The sequence below is a fragment of the Bacteroides ihuae genome (assembly GCF_900104585.1).
In the GTDB taxonomy this organism is placed as follows: Bacteria; Bacteroidota; Bacteroidia; order Bacteroidales; family Bacteroidaceae; genus Bacteroides; species Bacteroides ihuae.
The window spans coordinates 1,134,853-1,155,331 of record NZ_FNVX01000004.1 but is presented as its reverse complement, the minus strand read 5'-3'; the positions used below and the strand labels follow the sequence as shown (position 1 = coordinate 1,155,331).

At 37.4% G+C, this 20,479-nt stretch carries 17 protein-coding genes; 16 read left to right on the top strand and 1 reads right to left on the bottom strand.

Going from position 1 to position 20,479, the window contains the following annotated elements; all coding sequences use genetic code 11:
- The first annotated feature begins 8 nt into the window (after positions 1 to 8).
- The 16 genes from BQ5338_RS05695 to BQ5338_RS05620 all read left to right on the top strand — a co-directional run bounded on the left by BQ5338_RS05695 (position 9) and on the right by BQ5338_RS05620 (position 19,289).
- The gene (locus BQ5338_RS05695; RefSeq protein ID WP_071145794.1) at positions 9 to 314 is read left to right on the top strand and encodes a hypothetical protein; all 306 of its coding nucleotides are present in this window, start codon (positions 9 to 11) and stop codon (positions 312 to 314) included.
- Between the two features lie 3 nt (positions 315 to 317).
- On the top strand, positions 318 to 503 hold the full coding sequence (locus tag BQ5338_RS05690; RefSeq protein ID WP_071145793.1) for a YgaP family membrane protein: 186 nt from the start codon (positions 318 to 320) through the stop codon (positions 501 to 503).
- Positions 504 to 825: 322 nt separating this feature from the next.
- Entirely contained in the window at positions 826 to 1,521 is a 696-nt protein-coding gene (locus BQ5338_RS05685; protein WP_071145792.1) for a Crp/Fnr family transcriptional regulator, read from the top strand.
- A 108-nt stretch (positions 1,522 to 1,629) separates the two neighbouring features.
- Complete coding sequence (gene tig / locus BQ5338_RS05680) at positions 1,630 to 2,985, top strand: trigger factor (protein WP_071145791.1); 1,356 nt, start codon at positions 1,630 to 1,632, stop codon at positions 2,983 to 2,985.
- A gap of 145 nt (positions 2,986 to 3,130) precedes the next feature.
- Complete coding sequence (gene clpP, locus BQ5338_RS05675) at positions 3,131 to 3,805, top strand: ATP-dependent Clp endopeptidase proteolytic subunit ClpP (RefSeq protein ID WP_071145790.1); 675 nt, start codon at positions 3,131 to 3,133, stop codon at positions 3,803 to 3,805.
- Positions 3,806 to 3,807: 2 nt separating this feature from the next.
- Entirely contained in the window at positions 3,808 to 5,064 is a 1,257-nt protein-coding gene (clpX, locus tag BQ5338_RS05670; RefSeq protein WP_071145789.1) for an ATP-dependent Clp protease ATP-binding subunit ClpX, read from the top strand.
- A 160-nt stretch (positions 5,065 to 5,224) separates the two neighbouring features.
- Entirely contained in the window at positions 5,225 to 7,405 is a 2,181-nt protein-coding gene (gene recQ, locus BQ5338_RS05665; protein ID WP_071145788.1) for a DNA helicase RecQ, read from the top strand.
- A 177-nt stretch (positions 7,406 to 7,582) separates the two neighbouring features.
- Positions 7,583 to 9,058, top strand: coding sequence for an IMP dehydrogenase (guaB, locus tag BQ5338_RS05660; protein WP_071145787.1), 1,476 nt, complete (start codon positions 7,583 to 7,585; stop codon positions 9,056 to 9,058).
- Positions 9,059 to 9,201: 143 nt separating this feature from the next.
- Positions 9,202 to 10,749, top strand: a complete 1,548-nt coding sequence (locus BQ5338_RS05655) for a peptidylprolyl isomerase (protein ID WP_071145786.1) — start codon at positions 9,202 to 9,204, stop codon at positions 10,747 to 10,749.
- Between the two features lie 46 nt (positions 10,750 to 10,795).
- A complete protein-coding gene (locus BQ5338_RS05650; protein ID WP_071145785.1) occupies positions 10,796 to 11,638 on the top strand; it encodes a hypothetical protein in 843 nt (280 codons plus the stop codon).
- A 9-nt stretch (positions 11,639 to 11,647) separates the two neighbouring features.
- Entirely contained in the window at positions 11,648 to 13,015 is a 1,368-nt protein-coding gene (locus BQ5338_RS05645; RefSeq protein ID WP_071145784.1) for a peptidylprolyl isomerase, read from the top strand.
- A 26-nt stretch (positions 13,016 to 13,041) separates the two neighbouring features.
- On the top strand, positions 13,042 to 14,772 hold the full coding sequence (locus BQ5338_RS05640) for an OstA-like protein (RefSeq protein WP_071145783.1): 1,731 nt from the start codon (positions 13,042 to 13,044) through the stop codon (positions 14,770 to 14,772).
- A 2-nt stretch (positions 14,773 to 14,774) separates the two neighbouring features.
- The gene (locus BQ5338_RS05635) at positions 14,775 to 15,071 is read left to right on the top strand and encodes a hypothetical protein (protein ID WP_071145782.1); all 297 of its coding nucleotides are present in this window, start codon (positions 14,775 to 14,777) and stop codon (positions 15,069 to 15,071) included.
- A gap of 90 nt (positions 15,072 to 15,161) precedes the next feature.
- Complete coding sequence (mutL, locus tag BQ5338_RS05630; protein WP_071145781.1) at positions 15,162 to 17,024, top strand: DNA mismatch repair endonuclease MutL; 1,863 nt, start codon at positions 15,162 to 15,164, stop codon at positions 17,022 to 17,024.
- A 138-nt stretch (positions 17,025 to 17,162) separates the two neighbouring features.
- Positions 17,163 to 18,761: a tetratricopeptide repeat protein gene (locus tag BQ5338_RS05625; protein ID WP_071145780.1), complete on the top strand. Its 1,599-nt coding sequence runs from the start codon at positions 17,163 to 17,165 to the stop codon at positions 18,759 to 18,761.
- 153 nt (positions 18,762 to 18,914) lie between these two features.
- Positions 18,915 to 19,289, top strand: a complete 375-nt coding sequence (locus BQ5338_RS05620; RefSeq protein WP_159431311.1) for a DUF3244 domain-containing protein — start codon at positions 18,915 to 18,917, stop codon at positions 19,287 to 19,289.
- Between the two features lie 74 nt (positions 19,290 to 19,363).
- Here the strand turns inward: BQ5338_RS05620 and trpS are convergent, their stop codons facing one another.
- Positions 19,364 to 20,350 (bottom strand): tryptophan--tRNA ligase, encoded by a 987-nt coding sequence (gene trpS, locus BQ5338_RS05615; RefSeq protein WP_071145778.1) that lies wholly within the window; start codon positions 20,348 to 20,350, stop codon positions 19,364 to 19,366.
- Positions 20,351 to 20,479 lie beyond the last annotated feature (129 nt).

The following is a 20,479-nucleotide window of genomic DNA, read 5'->3' as shown; positions in this document are numbered from 1 at the left end:
CAAAGGTTATGAAACTATTGATTGTAGTAAGCATCAGGGAGCATCAAGAGGAAGTGGCTAAATTGCTCGAAAGTGCAGGAGTAAGTATTTTTAGTGTGAGTGATACCACAGGATATAAAAAACGTGGGTATAACGTCGGATGGTTTGGATCGGACAATGGAAAAACCAACTCCATCGTTTTGTTTAGCTTTACCGATGCTGAATCGGCTCAGAAGGCCTTGGGAAATATCAATCGCTGCAATGCAGATTGTAATACTCCTTTTCCTGTCAGAGGTTTTGTCTTGAATGTAGAAGAATTTTCAAAAATGATGTAGAATATGAAAGAGCGGATTATTAGATTCGTGGCAGGGGCGCTTGTTCTAACAAGCGTTCTTCTAGCCTATTTTGTAGCCATAGAATGGTTGTTCCTAGCTGGATTTGTCGGTTTCAACCTGTTTCAATCCTCCATGACTAAATTTTGTCCGTTAGAGAAATTACTCGATATATTTATTAAAGATGAATAGTCGTACAACCTTTTTTGACTGTTTGCTTCTTCTCTTTTGAAGATAGCTTTTATAGCCTAACAACATGGGGATGTTTACTGTAATAACATCCCTATGTTTTGATATCGAACATCCCCATGTTGTTGCGCTATATCATACGTTAAACTTTCAGTCAATTAGTACGGTCAGAATTACCTGTTAGTGCTATTTTAAATTAATATTTCCCTATTTGTTTTCAATCGATTAATGAGTATATAATGTAAGATCGTACTCCTAATTAGCTAAACCGGGATTATTTCGTATTTTTGTAATCGTTAAGTAAATAGTTATAAAAAGTTCGATTATGAATAAAGCGGAACTATCTTTGCGTTTTCCTGTTATAAAACTTGGTGCAACCTGTTTTGCTAATCTTTCTGATGAAAAACTTCGTGAACTGGAAGCGCATAAGCGACAAATAACCTTTCAAAAAGGGGATATCATTAATAAGCAAGGTAACTTTGCGCCGTCAGTGATGTTTGTACTCCATGGTTTTGTGAAAGAATTCATTGAAGGAGCATCGGGGCGGAATACGAATCTGCGAATCGTGGGACAAGGAGATTTTATAGCACTGTCGGGTCTATTTAATAATAATATAAGCAATTATTCAGCCATGGCTTTAGGTCCGGTTACATTATGTTTATTCGACAGGGAATATTTGCTGCAGCTGATTCAAGAAGATCCGGACATGAGTTTCCAACTTATACGGCGATATAGTGAACTGGAAAATAGTTTCTTTTTACTATTACATAGTCATTTATATAAACAGATGCATGGAAAAATGGCTCGTGTTTTGTTATATCTTGACTCTTTTAGAACGGATGAAAGTAACGTCTTTGAATTTATGTCGCGAAAAGATATAGCTGAATTTGCTTCTATCAGTACAGAAAATGCAATCAGAGTTTTAAAGAGTTTTGAGTCGGATAATTTGATCGAAATCAAGGACAGAGAGATTCATATCTTAAACCCTCAAGGATTGGAAGTTATCTATCAAAAAGGTTGAAATATAAATAATTCATAAATCTTATTTGATAATTGAAAGATTAGCACTAATTTTGCACCCTCAATTTGAGTATCGAACAAAGTATAAATCAAATAAATAATTGTCAGAATGAACGTTTCATTACAAAACATTGACAAAGTAAGTGCATTGCTTACAGTAAAGCTTGAGAAAGCCGATTATCAGGAACAAGTAGAAAAGTCGTTGAAGTCTTTTCGCCAGAAAGCGCAAGTTCCCGGATTCCGTAAAGGAATGGTTCCGGCAAGTTTGGTGAAGAAAATGTATGGTAAATCAGTTGTTGCTGAGGAAGTAAACAAGTTGCTTTCAGAAAAGGTCTATGGATATATCAAAGATAATGATTTGAATATTCTTGGAGAGCCGATGCCTAACGAAGACAAACAACCAGTGGTTGATTTTGATACAATGGAAGATTTCGAGTTTTTGTTCGACATTGCATTGGCACCGGAATTTAAAGCGGAACTATCTGCTAAAGATGAGGTTGATTACTACACTGTTGATGTGACTGCTGAAATGGTTGACAAACAACTGAAAGCATATACTCAACGTAGTGGTCGATATGATCAGGTTGATGTTTATCAAGAAAATGATATGTTGAAAGGGCTGATAGCTGAACTCGATGAGAATGGTAACACCAAAGAAGGTGGCATTCAGGTTGAAGGTGCTGTGTTGATGCCTTCTTACATTAAGAATGATGTTCAGAAAGCCATCTTTGCTGATGCAAAGGTAAATGACGTTTTGGTGTTTAACCCTAATACTGCTTACGACGGACATGATACAGAGATAGCTTCACTCTTGAAGATAGAAAAGGAAGCTGTTGCAAATGTGAAAGCTGATTTCAGCTTCCAAGTAGCAGAAATCACTCGCTTCGTAGAAGGAGAGTTGAATCAGGAGATATTCGATCAGGTCTTGGGTAAGGATGTTGTTACGACTGAAGAAGAATTCACTGCAAAAGTAAAAGAGAGCATTGCGGCTCAATTTATTGCTGATAGTGATTATAAATTCCTGATTGACGTTCGTAAAGGCTTACTAGACAAATTGGGTAAAATAGAATTTCCTACCGCTTTGCTTAAACGCATTATGTTGCTAAACAATGCTGATAAAGGAGAAGGCTTTGTGGATGAAAACTACGATACTAGCATAGAGGAGTTGACTTGGCATTTGGCAAAGGAACAGCTGGTGAAAGAATTTGATATTAAGGTAGAGCAAGCTGATGTTCTTCAAATGGCTAAAGATGCTACCAAGGCTCAGTTCGCTCAATATGGTATGCTTACCGTTCCTGATGATTTGCTTGATAATTATGCTCAAGAAATGTTGAAGAAGAAAGACAGTATTGATGGTTTAGTGAACCGTGTGGTAGACTCTAAACTTTCTGTTGCGTTGAAAAATAAAGTGACATTGAAAAACAAAGTCGTTTCTTTAGAAGAATTTAGCGGGCTATTTAAATAAATATTCCGAGATATCGGATATAAAGAATACAGAGATACAAGGTCACGGAGTTTTTTTATTAATTATAACTCTGTCCTTTTGTGTCTCTGTGTTCTTTTTTGTTTCTTTGTATTCACATTGTACTAACAATATAATACGGATAACTATGGATGATTTCAGAAAATATGCAACCAAGCACTTAGGAATAAATAGTTTGGTGTTAGATGACGTTATAAAATCGCAAGCAGGATACTTAAATCCTTATATTCTTGAAGAGAGACAATTGAATGTAACTCAACTGGATGTGTTCTCTCGTTTAATGATGGATCGTATCATTTTTCTCGGTACTCAAGTGGATGATTATACGGCTAACACGCTTCAAGCCCAGTTACTGTATCTGGATTCGGTAGATCCGGGGAAAGACATCTCTATTTATATAAATTCTCCTGGTGGTTCAGTGACTGCTGGTCTTGGAATTTATGATACCATGCAATTTATCACAAGCGATGTGGCCACAATCTGTACTGGCATGGCTGCCTCTATGGCTGCGGTTTTGTTAGTGGCTGGAGCAGACAAAAAACGTTCAGCACTTACACACTCTCGAGTGATGATTCACCAACCGATGGGAGGGGCGCAAGGACAGGCTTCAGACATCGAAATTACTGCTCGTGAAATAATGAAGTTGAAAAAGGAACTTTATACGATTATTGCGAATCATGCACATGTGGATTTTGATAAAGTATGGGCAGATTCAGATCGTGATTATTGGATGACAGCAGTTGAGGCCAAAGACTATGGTATGATAGACGAAGTGTTGGTTAGAAAACCTGTTATCGAATAAATATGGATGAATCAAAAATAACAAAAAACGGCAAGAAAAACAGATGTAGCTTTTGTGGGCGTTTGGAAAGTGAAGTAAACTTTCTTATTACGGGCATGAATGGATATATTTGCGATAGTTGTACCACTCAAGCTTATGAGATAACGAAGGAAGCGTTGGATGCTTCTACTTCGGTAGGTGGTAAAAAACTGAATATGAAGGAGCTGCCCAAACCTCTTGAAATAAAAGCTTTTCTTGATCAATATATTATTGGGCAAAATGATGCCAAGCGTTTTCTTTCTGTATCGGTGTACAACCATTATAAACGTTTGTTGCAGAAAGACAGCAAAGATGATGTGGAGATAGAAAAATCAAACATCATTATGGTAGGAAGCACCGGAACAGGAAAGACGTTGTTGGCCCGTACAATCGCTAAATTGCTACATGTACCTTTCACTATTGTTGATGCTACGGTACTGACCGAAGCCGGATATGTAGGTGAAGATATTGAGAGTATTCTTACCCGTCTGCTTCAAGTAGCCGACTACAATGTGGGTGAGGCTGAACAAGGGATTGTCTTTATTGACGAAATAGATAAAATAGCCCGTAAGGGAGATAATCCCTCTATTACTCGTGATGTAAGTGGCGAAGGTGTGCAACAGGGCTTACTGAAATTATTGGAAGGATCTGTCGTTAATGTGCCACCCCAAGGTGGGCGCAAGCATCCCGACCAAAAGATGATTGCCGTGAATACTAAGAATATTCTTTTTATTTGTGGTGGCGCATTTGATGGTATAGAGAAGAAAATAGCTCAGAGACTGAATACACACGTTGTTGGATACGGAGCCTCTCAAAAGAATGCTTCTATCAATAAGGGTAATATGATGCAATATATTGCGCCTCAAGATCTGAAATCATTTGGTTTAATTCCTGAGATTATAGGGCGTTTGCCTGTTCTTACTTATTTGGAACCTCTTGATCGGTCAGCACTTCGTGCTATCCTAACTGAACCGAAGAATTCTATTGTAAAGCAATATGTAAAGTTATTCGAGATGGATGGTGTGAATCTTACGTTTCAGACCGACGTTTTTGAATATATCGTAGATAAGGCTGTAGAATACAAACTTGGAGCCCGTGGATTGCGCTCTATTGTAGAGACAATTATGATGGATGTGATGTTTGAGATACCATCTCAGGACCAAAAGGAATATGAAGTAACGCTGAGCTATGCAAAAGCGCAACTTGATAAATCCAATATGGTAAGACTGCAAACCGCATAAAACAGGTCATGGCGCAAGAAGTGGATGGCTGTTTTGGTTTTCCCTTGAAAATATTAGCTTGGATTTACTTGATTTTTAATAAGTTGTTATAACTTTGTTTGTCACTCCTCAATAGGAGCGATAGTCTGAGTTTGGAATAAAAACAAAACAATCTAATGGAATGGCAGGGAAGATTAATTTAACGGACCAACTGAAGAAGTATTTTGGATTTGATAAATTCAAAGGAAATCAAGAAGCTATCATTCAGAATTTGCTTGATGGTAACGATACCTTTGTACTCATGCCCACCGGCGGAGGCAAATCACTATGCTATCAGTTACCTTCGCTAACAATGAAAGGTACTGCTATTGTCATTTCTCCATTGATTGCCTTAATGAAGAACCAAGTAGATGCAATGCGAAGTTTCAGCGAAGAAGACGGCATTGCTCATTTCATTAACTCTTCATTAAATAAATCGGCCATTGACCAGGTAAAGTCTGATATCCTCTCAGGAAAAACGAAATTGCTTTATGTTGCTCCCGAATCTTTAACCAAAGATGAAAATGTGGCATTTCTGCGTAAGGTGGAAATTTCTTTTTACGCGGTAGATGAAGCTCATTGTATTTCTGAATGGGGGCATGATTTTCGTCCGGAATATCGTCGTATTCGTCCTATTATTAATGAGATAGGGAAGGCGCCGGTTATTGCATTGACGGCAACTGCCACACCTAAAGTCTTGCATGATATTAAAAAAAACTTGGGGATGGTAGATGCGAAAGTCTTTAAATCTTCATTTAATCGCCCCAATTTATATTATGAAGTTCGTCCTAAAACTGTTAATATAGACAGGGAGATTATCAAATTCATCAAGAATAATAATGAGAAGTCGGGCATCATTTATTGCCTGAGTCGGAAAAAAGTGGAGGAGCTTGCTCAGATTCTTCAAGCAAATGGAATCAATGCAAGAGCTTATCATGCCGGAATGGACTCTGCAACAAGAACGCAGAACCAAGATGATTTTCTAATGGAGAAGATAGACGTAATAGTGGCTACTATTGCATTTGGAATGGGTATAGATAAGCCGGATGTGCGTTATGTTATTCATTACGATATACCTAAAAGCCTGGAAGGTTATTACCAAGAAACCGGACGTGCCGGCAGAGATGGTGGTGAGGGACAATGCATAACCTTTTATACGAATAAAGACTTGCAGAAGCTTGAAAAATTCATGCAAGGAAAACCTGTGGCAGAACAGGAAATAGGCAAGCAGCTTCTGCTGGAGACGGCTGCATATGCTGAATCTTCCGTATGCCGCCGTAAGTCGTTATTACACTACTTCGGCGAAGAATATATGGAAGAAAATTGTGGAAATTGTGACAACTGTTTAAACCCGAAAAAGCAAGTGGAGGCTCAAGATTCGTTATGTGCTGTGATTGAAGCGATTATCGCTGTTAAAGAAAACTTTAAAGCAGACTATATTATTGATATATTGCAAGGTAAAGAAACTTCTGAAGTGCAAGCGCATCTTCATGAAGACCTTGAGGTTTTTGGCTCAGGAATGGGCGAAGAAGATAAGACATGGAATGCTGTTATTAGGCAAGCGCTTATTGCCGGTTATCTGAGTAAAGATGTCGAAAACTACGGAACCTTAAAGGTTACCGAAGCTGGGCATAAGTTCCTAAAACATCCTAAGTCATTCAAAATTACTGAAGATAATGATTTTGATGAAATTGAAGAGGAAGCACCCACAAGAGGCGGAGGATCTTGTGCTGTCGATCCGGCGTTGTATTCAATGTTGAAAGACTTAAGGAAAAAAGTATCTAAAAGATTGGGCGTTCCGCCTTATGTTATTTTTCAAGACCCCTCTCTTGAAGCTATGGCTACTATTTATCCGGTTACGCAGGACGAATTGCAAAATATACCTGGTGTAGGTGCAGGAAAGGCCAAACGCTATGGCGAAGATTTCTGTGTATTGATAAAGAAGCACTGTGAAGAGAATGAAATAGAACGTCCAGAAGATCTTCGGGTGCGTACGGTTGCTAATAAATCAAAGCTGAAAGTTTCAATCATTCAGTCTATTGATCGCAAAGTGGCCTTGGATGATATTGCTCTCTCAAAAGGTATTGAGTTTAGCGATTTGCTAGATGAGGTGGAAGCAATTGTTTATTCGGGGACAAAGTTGAATATTGATTATTTCTTAGATGAAATCATGGATGAAGATCACATGCTTGATATTTATGACTATTTTAAAGAATCGACTACCGATAAAATAGAAGATGCTATTGGAGAACTTGGTGATGACTATACGGAAGAAGAGGTGCGCTTAGTACGGATTAAATTCTTTTCGGAAATGGCAAACTAAATAAAAAAAACAGAGGGAAGCCGGCGATTTGCAGAGAGATGTGGTAATATTCATGTCATTGCAAATGGTCGGCTTTTTCTTTTTTATGGCTCAGAGCGAAAAAACAAGTAGATTAAGATAATAGACTTGAATAAAAACCGTATATTTGCACGCAATAAATTTTAAACGCATAGCCCTATGTCATTTATTGCTGATAAGATTGTTATGGATGGATTGACTTATGATGATGTCTTGTTAATTCCATCTTATTCTGAAGTTTTACCTCGCACTGTCGATCTTTCGACAAAGTTCTCACGAAACATTGAGTTAAAAGTACCATTTGTTACGGCCGCTATGGATACCGTTACCGAAGCTAAAATGGCTATTTCGATAGCACGTGAAGGAGGTATCGGAGTTATTCATAAAAATATGTCCATCAAAGATCAAGCGAAACAAGTTGCTATTGTGAAGCGTGCTGAAAATGGAATGATTTATGACCCGGTAACTATCAAGCAAGGTTCTACGGTTTACGATGCTCTGGCCCTTATGGCGGAGTATAAAATTGGTGGTATCCCAGTGGTGGATGATGATCGCTTCCTAGTTGGTATTGTCACGAACAGAGATCTTCGATTCGAGAGAGATATGCACAAGCATATTGACGAAGTAATGACGAAGGAGAATTTGGTGACGACAAATCAGTCTACAGATCTTGAGTCTGCTGCACAGATTCTCCAGCGATATAAAATCGAAAAACTTCCTGTTGTTGATAAAGAAGGGCGATTGATAGGCCTAGTTACTTATAAGGATATCACCAAAGCAAAGGATAAGCCTATGGCTTGCAAAGATTCTAAAGGTCGATTGCGGGTTGCGGCAGGTGTTGGCGTCACTTCTGATACTTTTGAACGTATGCAAGCATTGGTAGATGCAGGAGCTGATGCTATTGTTATTGATACGGCTCATGGGCATTCGAAGGGCGTTGTTGATGTCTTGATTGAGTCTAAGAAACGCTTCCCAAATATTGATATTGTTGTAGGTAATATTGCAACTGGTGATGCTGCAAAGATGTTAGCTGAAGCAGGAGCTGATGGTGTGAAAGTAGGTATCGGACCGGGATCAATTTGTACGACTCGTGTTGTTGCAGGAGTGGGTGTTCCTCAGCTTTCTGCTGTTTATGAAGTAGCTAAAGCATTAAGGGGAACTGGAGTCCCTCTAATAGCTGATGGTGGACTGCGTTACTCTGGAGATGTGGTGAAAGCACTTGCTGCCGGAGGATGCTCTGTAATGATAGGCTCTTTGGTTGCTGGTACAGAAGAAAGCCCAGGAGAAACAATTATATTTAATGGAAGAAAGTTCAAATCTTATAGAGGAATGGGCTCGCTTGAAGCGATGGAGAATGGTTCTAAAGATCGTTACTTTCAGGGTGGAGAAACTGATGTGAAGAAGCTTGTTCCCGAAGGAATTGCTGCTCGTGTGCCCTACAAAGGCACCCTTTATGAAGTTATCTATCAACTTACAGGTGGCTTACGTGCTGGTATGGGGTATTGTGGTGCAGCAGATATAGATAAACTTCATGAAGCAAAATTCACTCGCATAACCAATGCCGGTGTCATGGAAAGTCATCCACACGATGTTACAATAACAAGTGAATCTCCCAATTATAGCCGTCCGGAATAAAGACAACATTAAATAATTTTTTAGAAGGTGCAGATGCATAAAGTTTATAGATAATAAAACTTTTTGTTTTTGTGCCTTCTTTTTATTTTTTGGTTTTATTCCTTTATCTTTGTTTCTTTACTCGTGCATAAATAAACCATTGTATGAAAATATTTTTCCTGTCATTTGCCTTAAGTGTCTTAAGCATGTATGTCATGGGCCAGCAAGATCCTGTGTTAATGCGGATTAATAATAAAGAAATCACTCGTTCTGAATTCGAGTATAGCTATAATAAAAATAGCGCTTTTAAAGGAAATGAACACAAAAAATTACAAGAATATGTAGACCTTTTTGTTGATTTTAAGCTAAAAGTAATTGCGGCCGAAACGGCAAAGATTGACACCACTCGTGCTTTTCGAGATGAATTAGCCAGTTATCGTCGTCAGTTGGCTAAATCCTATCTTACTGATGAAGTCGCGGAGGATGAATATGCGAATGAGGTTTACGAAAAGATGAAGAGAAACTCCCGTGCAGGACAGGTTTTGGTAGTGCAAATATTCAAATATCTTCCTCAAAACGCATCTGCTCAAGAACTTAGAGATGCACAACTTTTAATGGATTCTATCTATAATGTTTTGGCGAAAAATCCTCAGGACGATTTTGCAAAATATGTGAATCGATATTCTGATGAAAAGAAACGATTTTGGGTAGGATGGTTGCAAATGTCAGAGGAGTTTGAAAAAGTGGTTTTTTCTATGGAGAAGAATCAACTATCTAAACCTTTCTTTACTCCTAAAGGATTGCATATTGTTAAAGTGTTAGAGACGAGGGATATTCCACCTTTTAAAGACGTACGCAATGAAATACTCAGACGTCTTACTCGCCAATCTGGAGCAGATAAAGGAGCTGAGGCTTTAGTTGAAAAGTTAAAAACGGAATATAACTATGTCTCAAAAGATGAGAATGTTCAGGAATTATGCACTTATGGGAAAACGGATAAAGTTCTTTTTACTATTAATGGACGTGTTTATACGGGTGCTGATTTTGAACGCTTCTCTGAAGGACATCCTCAAGAAATAAGAAAGCAATTGAAGCGTTTTATGACTAAGTCCATGCTTGATTATGAAAATGAACGGTTAGAGATTAAGTATCCTGATTTTCGGTATTTGATGCAAGAATATAGAGATGGGATTTTACTATTTGAGATTAGCAATCGGGAGATATGGGAACCGGCTTCTAATGATGAACCGGGTTTAAAAGCCTTTTTTAAAACACATAAAGAAAACTATTTCTGGAAAAAGCCTCGTTATAGGGGAGTGGTAGTGCATTCGGTAAACAAGAAAATAGCTAAAAAAGCCAAGAAGCTAGTGAGAAAAATTCCTTATGAGCAGTGGCCCGATATAATTCTAAAAACTTTTAATAAAGAGTCAATACCTGAAGTGAAACTGGAACAAGGTCTTTTTGTTGAAGGAAGTAATAAATATGTCGATAAAATTATTTTTAAAAAAGGAGATTTTGTATCTTTGGAAGCTTTCCCGTATACTATCGTTATTGGGGAGAAAGTGAAAGGCCCAGATAGCTATAATGATGTTAGGGAGCTTTTGCAGATTGATTATCAAGAATACCTTGAATTTTTGTGGATGGAGCATTTGCGTGCGAAAAGTAAGGTTGAAATAAACCAAGAGGTTTTAAAAACAGTTAATAATCACTGAAACAAGCAATTATTGCATTATCTTCGTATATTAATATCAGCTTACGATGAGGGTTATTATCTCTTTACTAATCTTTGTTTCTCTCTTCGGATCTTGCGCACGTAAGAACGATCACATAGGGAAGACACCTTTGGTAGAGGTAGACGGCCACTTTTTATACAAAGAAGAATTACGCACAGCTGTCCCTGAGGGGTTGTCTAAAGATGATAGTCTACTCTTTGCCGAACATTATATTCGTAATTGGGCGGAGGATATTTTGTTGTATAATAAAGCAAAGAGCAATGTTCCAGATAATGGTGAGATTGATAAATTAGTGGAAAACTACCGAAAAGCATTGATAATGCATACCTATGAACAGGAACTCATTAATCAGAAACTAACGGAGGAACTTTCTGAACAAGAAATAACCGATTACTATGAGAAGAATCGGAATCTATTTGTTCTAGAACATCCGCTTATCAAGGGATTGTTCATAAAAGTACCATTAACGGCTCCGCGAGTGAATAAAGTGCGTAAGTGGTATAAGATGAAAACGAGTGAGGCTATAGATTATCTAGAAAAATATAGTTTGCAGAATGCTGTTAGCTATGAATATTTTTATGATAAATGGGTGTCGGTATCTGATATTTTGGATAAGATCCCACTTAAAGGTTTGACTCCGGAGAATTATTTGCAAATAAATCGTCAGGTTGAGTTGAAAGACACTGCGTATTATTATTTTCTAAACGTGAGCGAGTATCGTAAATCAGGAGAGCAGGAACCTTATGAACTCGCTAAGTTTGAAATAAAAGATATGCTCATTAATATGAAACGAGTTGAATTTATGAGAAATGTTAAAGACGATCTGTATCAACGAGCAATGAGTAATAAAAAAATTATAAATTATTAAATACAAAGAATGAAGAAGTTTGTGAACTTTCGGTTTGTTGTTTTATTCGCCTTGACGCTCGTTGCAGGTTCAACAGCGTATGGACAAGACAATGTGATTGACGAGGTCGTCTGGGTTGTAGGTGATGAGGCAATTCTCAAATCTGACGTAGAGGAGGCACGGATGAACGCTCAGTATGAGGGACGAAAATTTGATGGAGATCCTTATTGCGTCATTCCTGAGGAGCTAGCTATACAGAAACTCTATCTACATCAGGCAATACTTGATAGTATAGATGTCTCAGAGTCCGAAGTGATTCAGCGTGTTGAAATGATGACCAATCAATATATTCAAATGATGGGTTCAAAAGAGAAGATGGAAGAATATTTTAATAAAACGTCCACTCAAATACGCCAAACGATGCGTGAAAATGTGCGCGATGGGTTGACGGTGCAGAAAATGCAGCAGAAACTAGTTGGCGAAATCAAAGTGATTCCGGCGGAGGTTCGCCGCTATTTTAAAAATATTCCTCAAGATAGTATTCCTTACATACCAACTCAGGTAGAAGTGCAGATCATTACTTTGCAACCTAAGATTCCAATAACTGAAATTGAGGATGTGAAAAAGAGGTTGCGTGAATACACTGATCGCATAAATAAGGGCGAAATGGACTTTTCGACGTTAGCTTTACTCTATTCAGAGGATAAAGGTTCAGCTATGCGTGGTGGCGAAATTGGATTTAAGGGTCGTGGGGAGCTTGTTCCGGAATACGCAAATGTTGCTTTTAATCTTCAGGATACCAAGAAGGTTTCTAAAATAGTTGAGTCTGAATTTGGTTTTCATATTATTCAACTCATTGAAAAACGTGGCGATCGTATTAATACTCGCCATATTTTAATTAAGCCTAAAGTTGCTATAAAAGATCTCTCTTTCGCTACTCTAAAGTTAGATTCAATAGCAGATGACATACGTAAAGAAAAGTTTTCTTTTGATGAGGCTGCTTCTGTTATTTCACAGGATAAAGAGACTCGCAACAATCATGGTTTGATGCCTAATCCAAGTACTAATACTTCTAAGTTTGAAATGCAGCAATTGCCACAAGAAATTGCTAAAGTTGTAAATAAACTGAATGTAGGTGAGATCTCTAAAGCATTTACTCTGGTTAATGAGAAGGATGGGAAAGAGGTTTGTGCCATTGTGAGGTTAAAAACAAGAATCAATGGCCATAAGGCTACAATCACCGATGACTATCAGAGATTGAAGGATATAGTTATAGAAAATCGTAGGGAAGAAATGCTTCATAAGTGGATCTTGGAGAAACAAAAACATACCTATGTGAGGATTAACGATAGTTGGAAAAATTGTTCTTTTAAATATCCGGGTTGGATAAAAGACTGATTGCCAGATAATAGATTAATTTTGGTATGATGATAATGGATAAAAAATATCATTTCCATATCAGGCATAGATTTCTCCTTGCGGGTTTTCTGTGCCTGTTTGGCGTATGTCTCATAGCCCAAGTGAAGCCTGTCCATAAAAAGACAAAGGTGGTTTCGGAAGTAGGCAAAGCAGAAACAAATAGAGGCGCTGTTGGTGCAAAAAAGGATAAAAAACTTGAGAAAAATAAAACAAGGGTTGATCTTTTGCATGCAGATGAGGCACAAGCAGATAAAATGTTACGGCCTGATGTTCAAGTACTTATTGGTTCTGTAAAATTACGCCATGATAGTATGTATATGTATTGTGACAGTGCTCTAATTTATGAGAAAACAAATTCAGTAGAAGCTTTTAATAATGTGCGTATGGAACAAGGGGACACCTTGTTTATTTATGGCGATTATCTTTTTTATGATGGAGTTGCACAGTTGGCTATGCTCCGTAATAATGTGAAGATGATTAATCGTAAGACAACACTTACAACGGACAGCTTGAATTATGACCGCCTCTACAATCTGGGTTATTACTTTGAAGGTGGAACGCTTACTGATGAAGAGAATGTACTTACATCCGATTGGGGAGAATACAGTCCGGCTACCAAATTAGCTGTTTTTAATCATGAAGTAAAGCTAGCTAATCCTCGTTTCACTCTGACTTCGGATACGCTTAAATATAGTACTGAGTCAAAGATTGCAAGGATACTAGGCCCTTCAAACATTATTAATGAAAAAAACCATATTTATTCTGAGAGAGGAATCTATAATACATTAAAAGATCAGGCTGAATTATTAGATCGTTCTGTATTGACTAATGAAGGTAAAAAGTTGGTTGGTGATAGTCTGTTTTATGATCGAAAGGCTGGATATGGAGAAGCCTTTGATAATGTGGTAATGAATGATACCATAAACAAAAATATGTTGACCGGTGATTATTGTTTTTATGATGAACTGAAATCAAATGCTTGGGCTACTAAGAAGGCGGTTGCTATTGATTATTCGCAAGGAGATAGTCTTTTTATGCATGCTGATACATTGAGAATGAATACATATTATTTGAATACGGACTCGATGTATCGTGAGTTAAGAGCTTATCATAAGACACGTATATACCGTAGCGATGTACAGGGCGTTTGTGATTCATTGGTTTTCTCGTCTAAAGATTCTTGCTTGACAATGTATCATGATCCTATCTTATGGAATGAGAAACAACAGTTGTTGGGTGAAGAGATTAAGGTATACATGAATGACAGTACAATTGATTGGGCACATATTGTAAATCAGGCTTTAACTGTGGAAATGAAAGACTCACTTCACTATAATCAAGTGTCTGGTAAAGAGATTAAGGCTTATTTTCAGAAAGGAGAGATGCGCAAAATAGATGTAATAGGTAATGTTTTAGTGATTTTCTATCCTCAGGAAGAGGATAGCACCATGATTGGAATGAACACTTCTGAAACGAGCTTATTAAATCTTTATCTAAAAGAACGTAAAATGGATAAAATGGTGATGAGTCCCAAGTCGAACGGAACCCTTTATCCGATGGATCAAATTCCGGTTGATAAAATGAAGTTACCGACTTTTGTTTGGTTTGATTACATTAGGCCACGAAATAAGCAAGATATCTTTGAATGGCGAGGCAAAAAAACAGGAGAAACATTACGTAAAACTAGTCGAAAACCAGTAACTTCGCCAAAGCGAGAATTGTTTAAATCAAATTAAATATGGGAATGTTCGGTGTTAGGAAGCCTCGTCGCTTCAATCATCAGTATATTTATGCTGATGAACGAAAGGAAAAGCTTAGTAAAATGGAAGAGAATGCTAAGCGAGATCTGGGACTATTACCTAAAAAAGAATTCTCTCCCGAGGATATTAGAGGTAAGTTTTTTGAAGGAACGACGCACCTTAAACGACGTAAAGAGAGTGAACGAAAGCCTTTACATATAGGTGTTGTGCTTATTATAATAGCTTTATTGCTTTATATTTGGCATTATCTCCAGTCAGGCAGTTGGACATTCTGATAATTTATGTGTAAATAGAGAAGTTTTTGGTTTATTTAATAGATCTTTTCGCCTCTTTTCAGAAGGCGTACAGAGTGAAATTCAGGCTTTATGAGTGATATTATTCATCTTTTACCCGATTCGGTAGCTAATCAAATTGCTGCTGGTGAGGTAATACAGCGTCCTGCATCTGTAATTAAAGAGTTAGTTGAGAATGCTATTGATGCAGATGCTCGCAATATTCATGTTTTAGTAACTGACGCAGGTAAAACTTCGATTCAAGTTGTTGATGATGGTAAAGGCATGTCTGAGACGGACGCTCGCCTTTCATTTGAAAGGCATGCTACATCAAAAATACGTGAAGCTTCAGATTTGTTTGCTTTGCGGACAATGGGCTTTCGGGGTGAAGCTCTGGCATCTATTGCTGCAGTAGCTCAAGTAGAACTGAAGACACGTCGTGAATTTGATGATGTAGGAGTGAAGATAATGATAGCTGGCTCTAAAGTTGAGAGTCAGGAGGTTATATCTTGTCCTCAGGGTAGTAATTTCTCAATTAAGAATCTATTTTTTAATATCCCAGCCCGTCGAAAATTCTTAAAAGCCAATTCTACAGAACTTAGCAATATCTTAACTGAGTTTGAACGTATAGCGTTAGTACATGCTGATGTATCTTTTTCTTTACATAGCAATGACGCTGAACTGTTTAATCTTCAAGCAGCTCCTTTACGGCAACGTATTCTTGCTGTTTTTGGCAAAAAACTGAATCAGCAATTACTTACGGTTGAGGTTGGCACTACAATGGTCAAGATATCAGGCTTTGTTGCCAGACCTGAGACTGCAAGGAAGAAAGGAGCTCATCAGTATTTCTTTGTAAATGGTCGCTATATGCGGCATCCTTATTTTCATAAGGCTGTAACTGATGCTTACGAGCAATTGATTCCTGTGGGCGAACAAGTTTCGTATTTTCTGTATTTTGATGTTGATCCGGCTAATATAGATGTGAATATTCATCCAACAAAGACTGAGATTAAATTTGAAAATGAACAAGCCATTTGGCAAATATTGTCAGCTACTGTAAAGGAATCGCTTGGCAAATTTAATGCTGTACCTTCCATCGATTTTGATACGGAAGGAATGCCTGATATTCCTGTTTTTGAACAAAATCGGCCAATGGAGCCTCCTAAGGTTCATTATAATACGGACTTTAATCCTTTTAAGCCTTCTTCTGCGGGATACTCACGACCAAGTGTGAACTGGGAAGGGCTGTATGGAGGGCTTGAAAAAGCAAGCAAGGTAAATGACGTGGCTCCTGATTCGGAAGAGATTTCATCTGATTTTTCTACACTTAATAGGGATCAGGCAGGAAATGTTTCTCCGACATCTTTTTATGCAAACGAATTTATTCTAGAAAGAAGTGCGCACCATATGCAGTTCAAAGGGCGATTCATTCTGACTTCAGTAAAGTCTGGTTTGATGATCATAGATCAGCATCGAGCACATATACGAGTTTTATATGATAGGTATATTTCTCAGATAGTCCAAAGACAAGGTATGTCGCAAGGAGTCCTTTTTCCGGAAATATTACAAATACCTAGGTCTGAAGCGGCTGTTCTGGAAAGTATCATAGAAGATCTTTCTGCCGTAGGCTTCGATTTGAGTAATTTGGGAGGAGGTAGTTATGCCATTAATGGCGTTCCTTCAGGAATTGAAGGCTTGGATCCTGTTCAATTGGTGAAAAGTATGCTGCGTACGGCTATGGAAAAAGGTAATGATGTGAAAGAGGAGGTGCAAAATATACTTGCATTGACTTTGGCTCGCGCTGCTGCGATTGTTTATGGTCAAGTTTTGAATAATGAAGAAATGGTGAATCTTGTTGATAATCTTTTCGCTTGTTCAACTCCTAATTATACTCCTGATGGCTCTGTTATATTGAGTACTATAAAAGGAGAGGAAATCGAAAAACTATTTAAATAGCATCGTCTGTTTTTTTTCTTCTAGGCTGTGACTGAAAATAGAATGGTATAGAGGAGCATTCGATAACTCTTCATACTAAACCATAAATAAGAATGAATGCGGCATCGTTTATATCTCTTTAATTTTTTTTGCTTGTGTATGTTGCTTCTATTTGAAGTTTCTTGTGGAAACAAAGGCTCTTTACTCAATCAGGCCGAACTTCTTATTGAAGAACATCCAGATAGTGTTTTAAATATGTTGCGTCAAATTAAGAATCCTCATCAAAATTTGTCGAAGCGAAATTATGCTCTTTATTCTTTGCTTATGACGCAAGCGATGGATAAGTGCTATCTGGATTTGAGTGAAGATACTCTTATGGATATTGCTGTGCGCTATTTTACTGAAACGACTGATTCTATTCATGCTGCAAAAGCTTGTCTTTATGCCGGTAAGGTTTCACAGCAGCTTAGAAATCCGGAGCAGGCTATCGAACTCTATCTCGAGGCTAAAGACTATTTTGGTAATAGTGCTGATTATAAATACCAATTTATGGTACGTAATGGCCTGGGGACAGTATATTCCAATCAATGGCTTTATAAAGATCAACTAGAAGCTTATCGCGAGGCTTGCCATTATGCCTCTTTGAAAAATGATAGTCTCTATCTCTGTGTAGCATTCGAAAACATGGGCTTTGCTTTTTCGGGGCTTCAAAAGGAGGATAGTGCGATCTTTTATCAATATAAGGCTTTACAAATGGCTAAGGCTTGCTATCCGACAGGGGCTTCTGGCATTTACCATCATATTAGTAGCATCTATAAACGTAAACAGGCTTATTCTAAAGCAATTCAATATGCGGATAGTGCATTGTTATCTGCTGCCGATAGTTCAAGTCTATATTTTACTAAAGGGGATATCTATAATAAAATGCATCTGTATGATTCTGCTTTTTGCTATTTAAGTAAAAGTCTTCTAAGTGATAATATCTATACGAAGGCTAGCACTTGTGATGCATTGGCTGAGGTATATGAAGGTGTAAAAAAACCGGATTCTGCTTATTTGTATATGCGCTTATATAACGCCTATAGGGACAGCATTGAAAATCAAACACATACCACAGCGATAATGGAGCTGGAAAATCTCTATCATCATAGTAAATTGAAAGAAGAGAATTATTTGCTTAAAGAGAGTGCTATTAGTAAGAGCCGCTTTATTTATTTTATTTTATTTATAGTAAGCATCTTGCTTTTTTTTATAGGCATATTATATGTTTTTTTTTATAACCGTAAGCAGCGACAAATACATGGTGCCCAACAATTGGTGCGTCAAAAAGAGATAGAAAAATTACAAGCAGAAACAGAGTTTATTTCTTTAGAGAAGAAGCTTCTTGAGCTTCGTGAAGCTTTTTATCGACAAATGAATAGCATTGTTGTACCTAAGCTTCATTCTTTGATGTATCCTGATAAATCAGACCATAAATCTCGTATAAAAATTACTGAAGAAGAATGGGGCTTTCTCGTAGAAAATACGAATATTGCTTTCTCTGATTTTACTTTGCGCTTATTAAAAGTATATCCTTTGTTAGATATTGAAGATATAAGATTGTGTTGCCTCATAAAAATGCAGCTTAGATTATCTGATATTGCTGATATTTATTGTGTGGAGAAGGCAACTATAAACAAACGTCGTGAACGCATTCGAAAAAATAAAATGGACATTAATGATGGTCGAACGCTTAATGATATTTTGAGAAATTTCTAAATGTCCGTGATTCTTTCTTGTGGTAATCAGTTATAGCGTTTATAATCAGTTTGTTAAGTATGTGATTATTGTCCGTGATTAATTTTGCTTTATATCTTTCTATGCCTTACTTTTGTTCCCTGTAAACAATTTATTTGTTAAAATTCTATGCTGATGAAAAAGAATATCTTAATCTTACTTAGTATTATCTGTTTAAATGCTAATGCTGCTTCTATGCCGGAGACATCTAGAGACATAAAACTTCAAGTTGAGAGGTCAAATACTCCTATATTACGGAGTGGTATTTTATCTATTCCAGTTGAAGCATCTATTGACGGGACTATTGTCTCAGTATCTTTTCTGTCTGACTTGAACGCTACAGTTCGAATTACAAGTATTGAGACTGGGAAGATTGTATATGAATATGCATATTCTGCCATAGCTCTTTCTGTTCTTCCTATTTCTTTGGATTGTGAAGATTTAGGAGATTACAAGATTGAGATTTGTTATGAAGACACCGTCGTTTACGGTGAATTTGTTTTGTGTTAATTGGGTTTAACTGGTGGTAAAGGTCTTCGACGTGATGTCGAAGACCTTTTTGTGTAAGTAGTAGGTCAGTTAGGCTAGAAGCGAAAGCCAATTATCTCACGAACTTCTTTTAGAGTTTTAGTAGCACTTTCACGTGCTTTATCGGCACCTGATTTAGCTATCTTATCCAGTAAGTCGGTATTGGATGAATATTCTTTAATACGTTCCCGGATTGGCGCATTGAATGCTGCTATGTCTAAGGCTATTTGTTTTTTTAAATCTCCGTAGCGAATGGAGCAGTCATTCCATTTTTCATTAAAGTAGGCATAGGTATCTTTAGTTGAAACAAGATCAAGAAAGGTGAAGAGGTTCTTTATAACTTCAGGCTTTTCGCTGTTTGGAGCAATAGGGCCGGAGTCTGTTACGGCTTTCATCACTTTCTTTCGGATCGTTTCAGTATCATCCATGAGATAGATGCAATTACCTTCAGATTTTCCCATTTTTCCAGATCCGTCTAGTCCTGGAACTTTTAATGCTTTTGCAGCCAATGAAAAAGATGCCGGTTCTGGGAAAATCTCTGTTTCATAGACCGTATTAAAACGGCGAGCAAATTTGCGTGTCATTTCCATGTTTTGCTCTTGGTCTTTTCCTACAGGTACCTTTACTCCACGGTGAATTAAAATGTCGGCAGCCATTAATGTTGGATAGGTCAGCAGGCCTGCATTTACATTATCTGGCTGCTTGCGAGCCTTTTCTTTAAAGGTTGTGCAGCGTTCCATTTCTCCTAAATAGGCATTCATATTCAGGTAAAGATAGAGTTCAAGAACTTCTTTTACATCGCTTTGTATATAAATGGTTGCTTTTTCTGGATCGATGCCACATGCTAGATATTCTGCAAGAATTGTTTGCGTACTTTTTATAATATTTTCCGGTTTTGGGCGAGTCGTTAATGAATGCCAATCGGCTATAAAAAAGTAACAATTATATTCATTTTGCATTTGCAAAAAACTCTTTACTGCTCCAAAGTAGTTACCCAAATGCAGATTACCTGTTGGGCGAATTCCACTGACAACTGTTTCCATAAATTATAGTATATATTTTCCGTGCAAAATTACATAAAAAGATTGAGATGTATTTCTTAATAATATGAAATACTTTTATTTTTGCTAGGGTGGATTTGTTCTGTTGTTTAATTCTAGAAAGGTGATTTT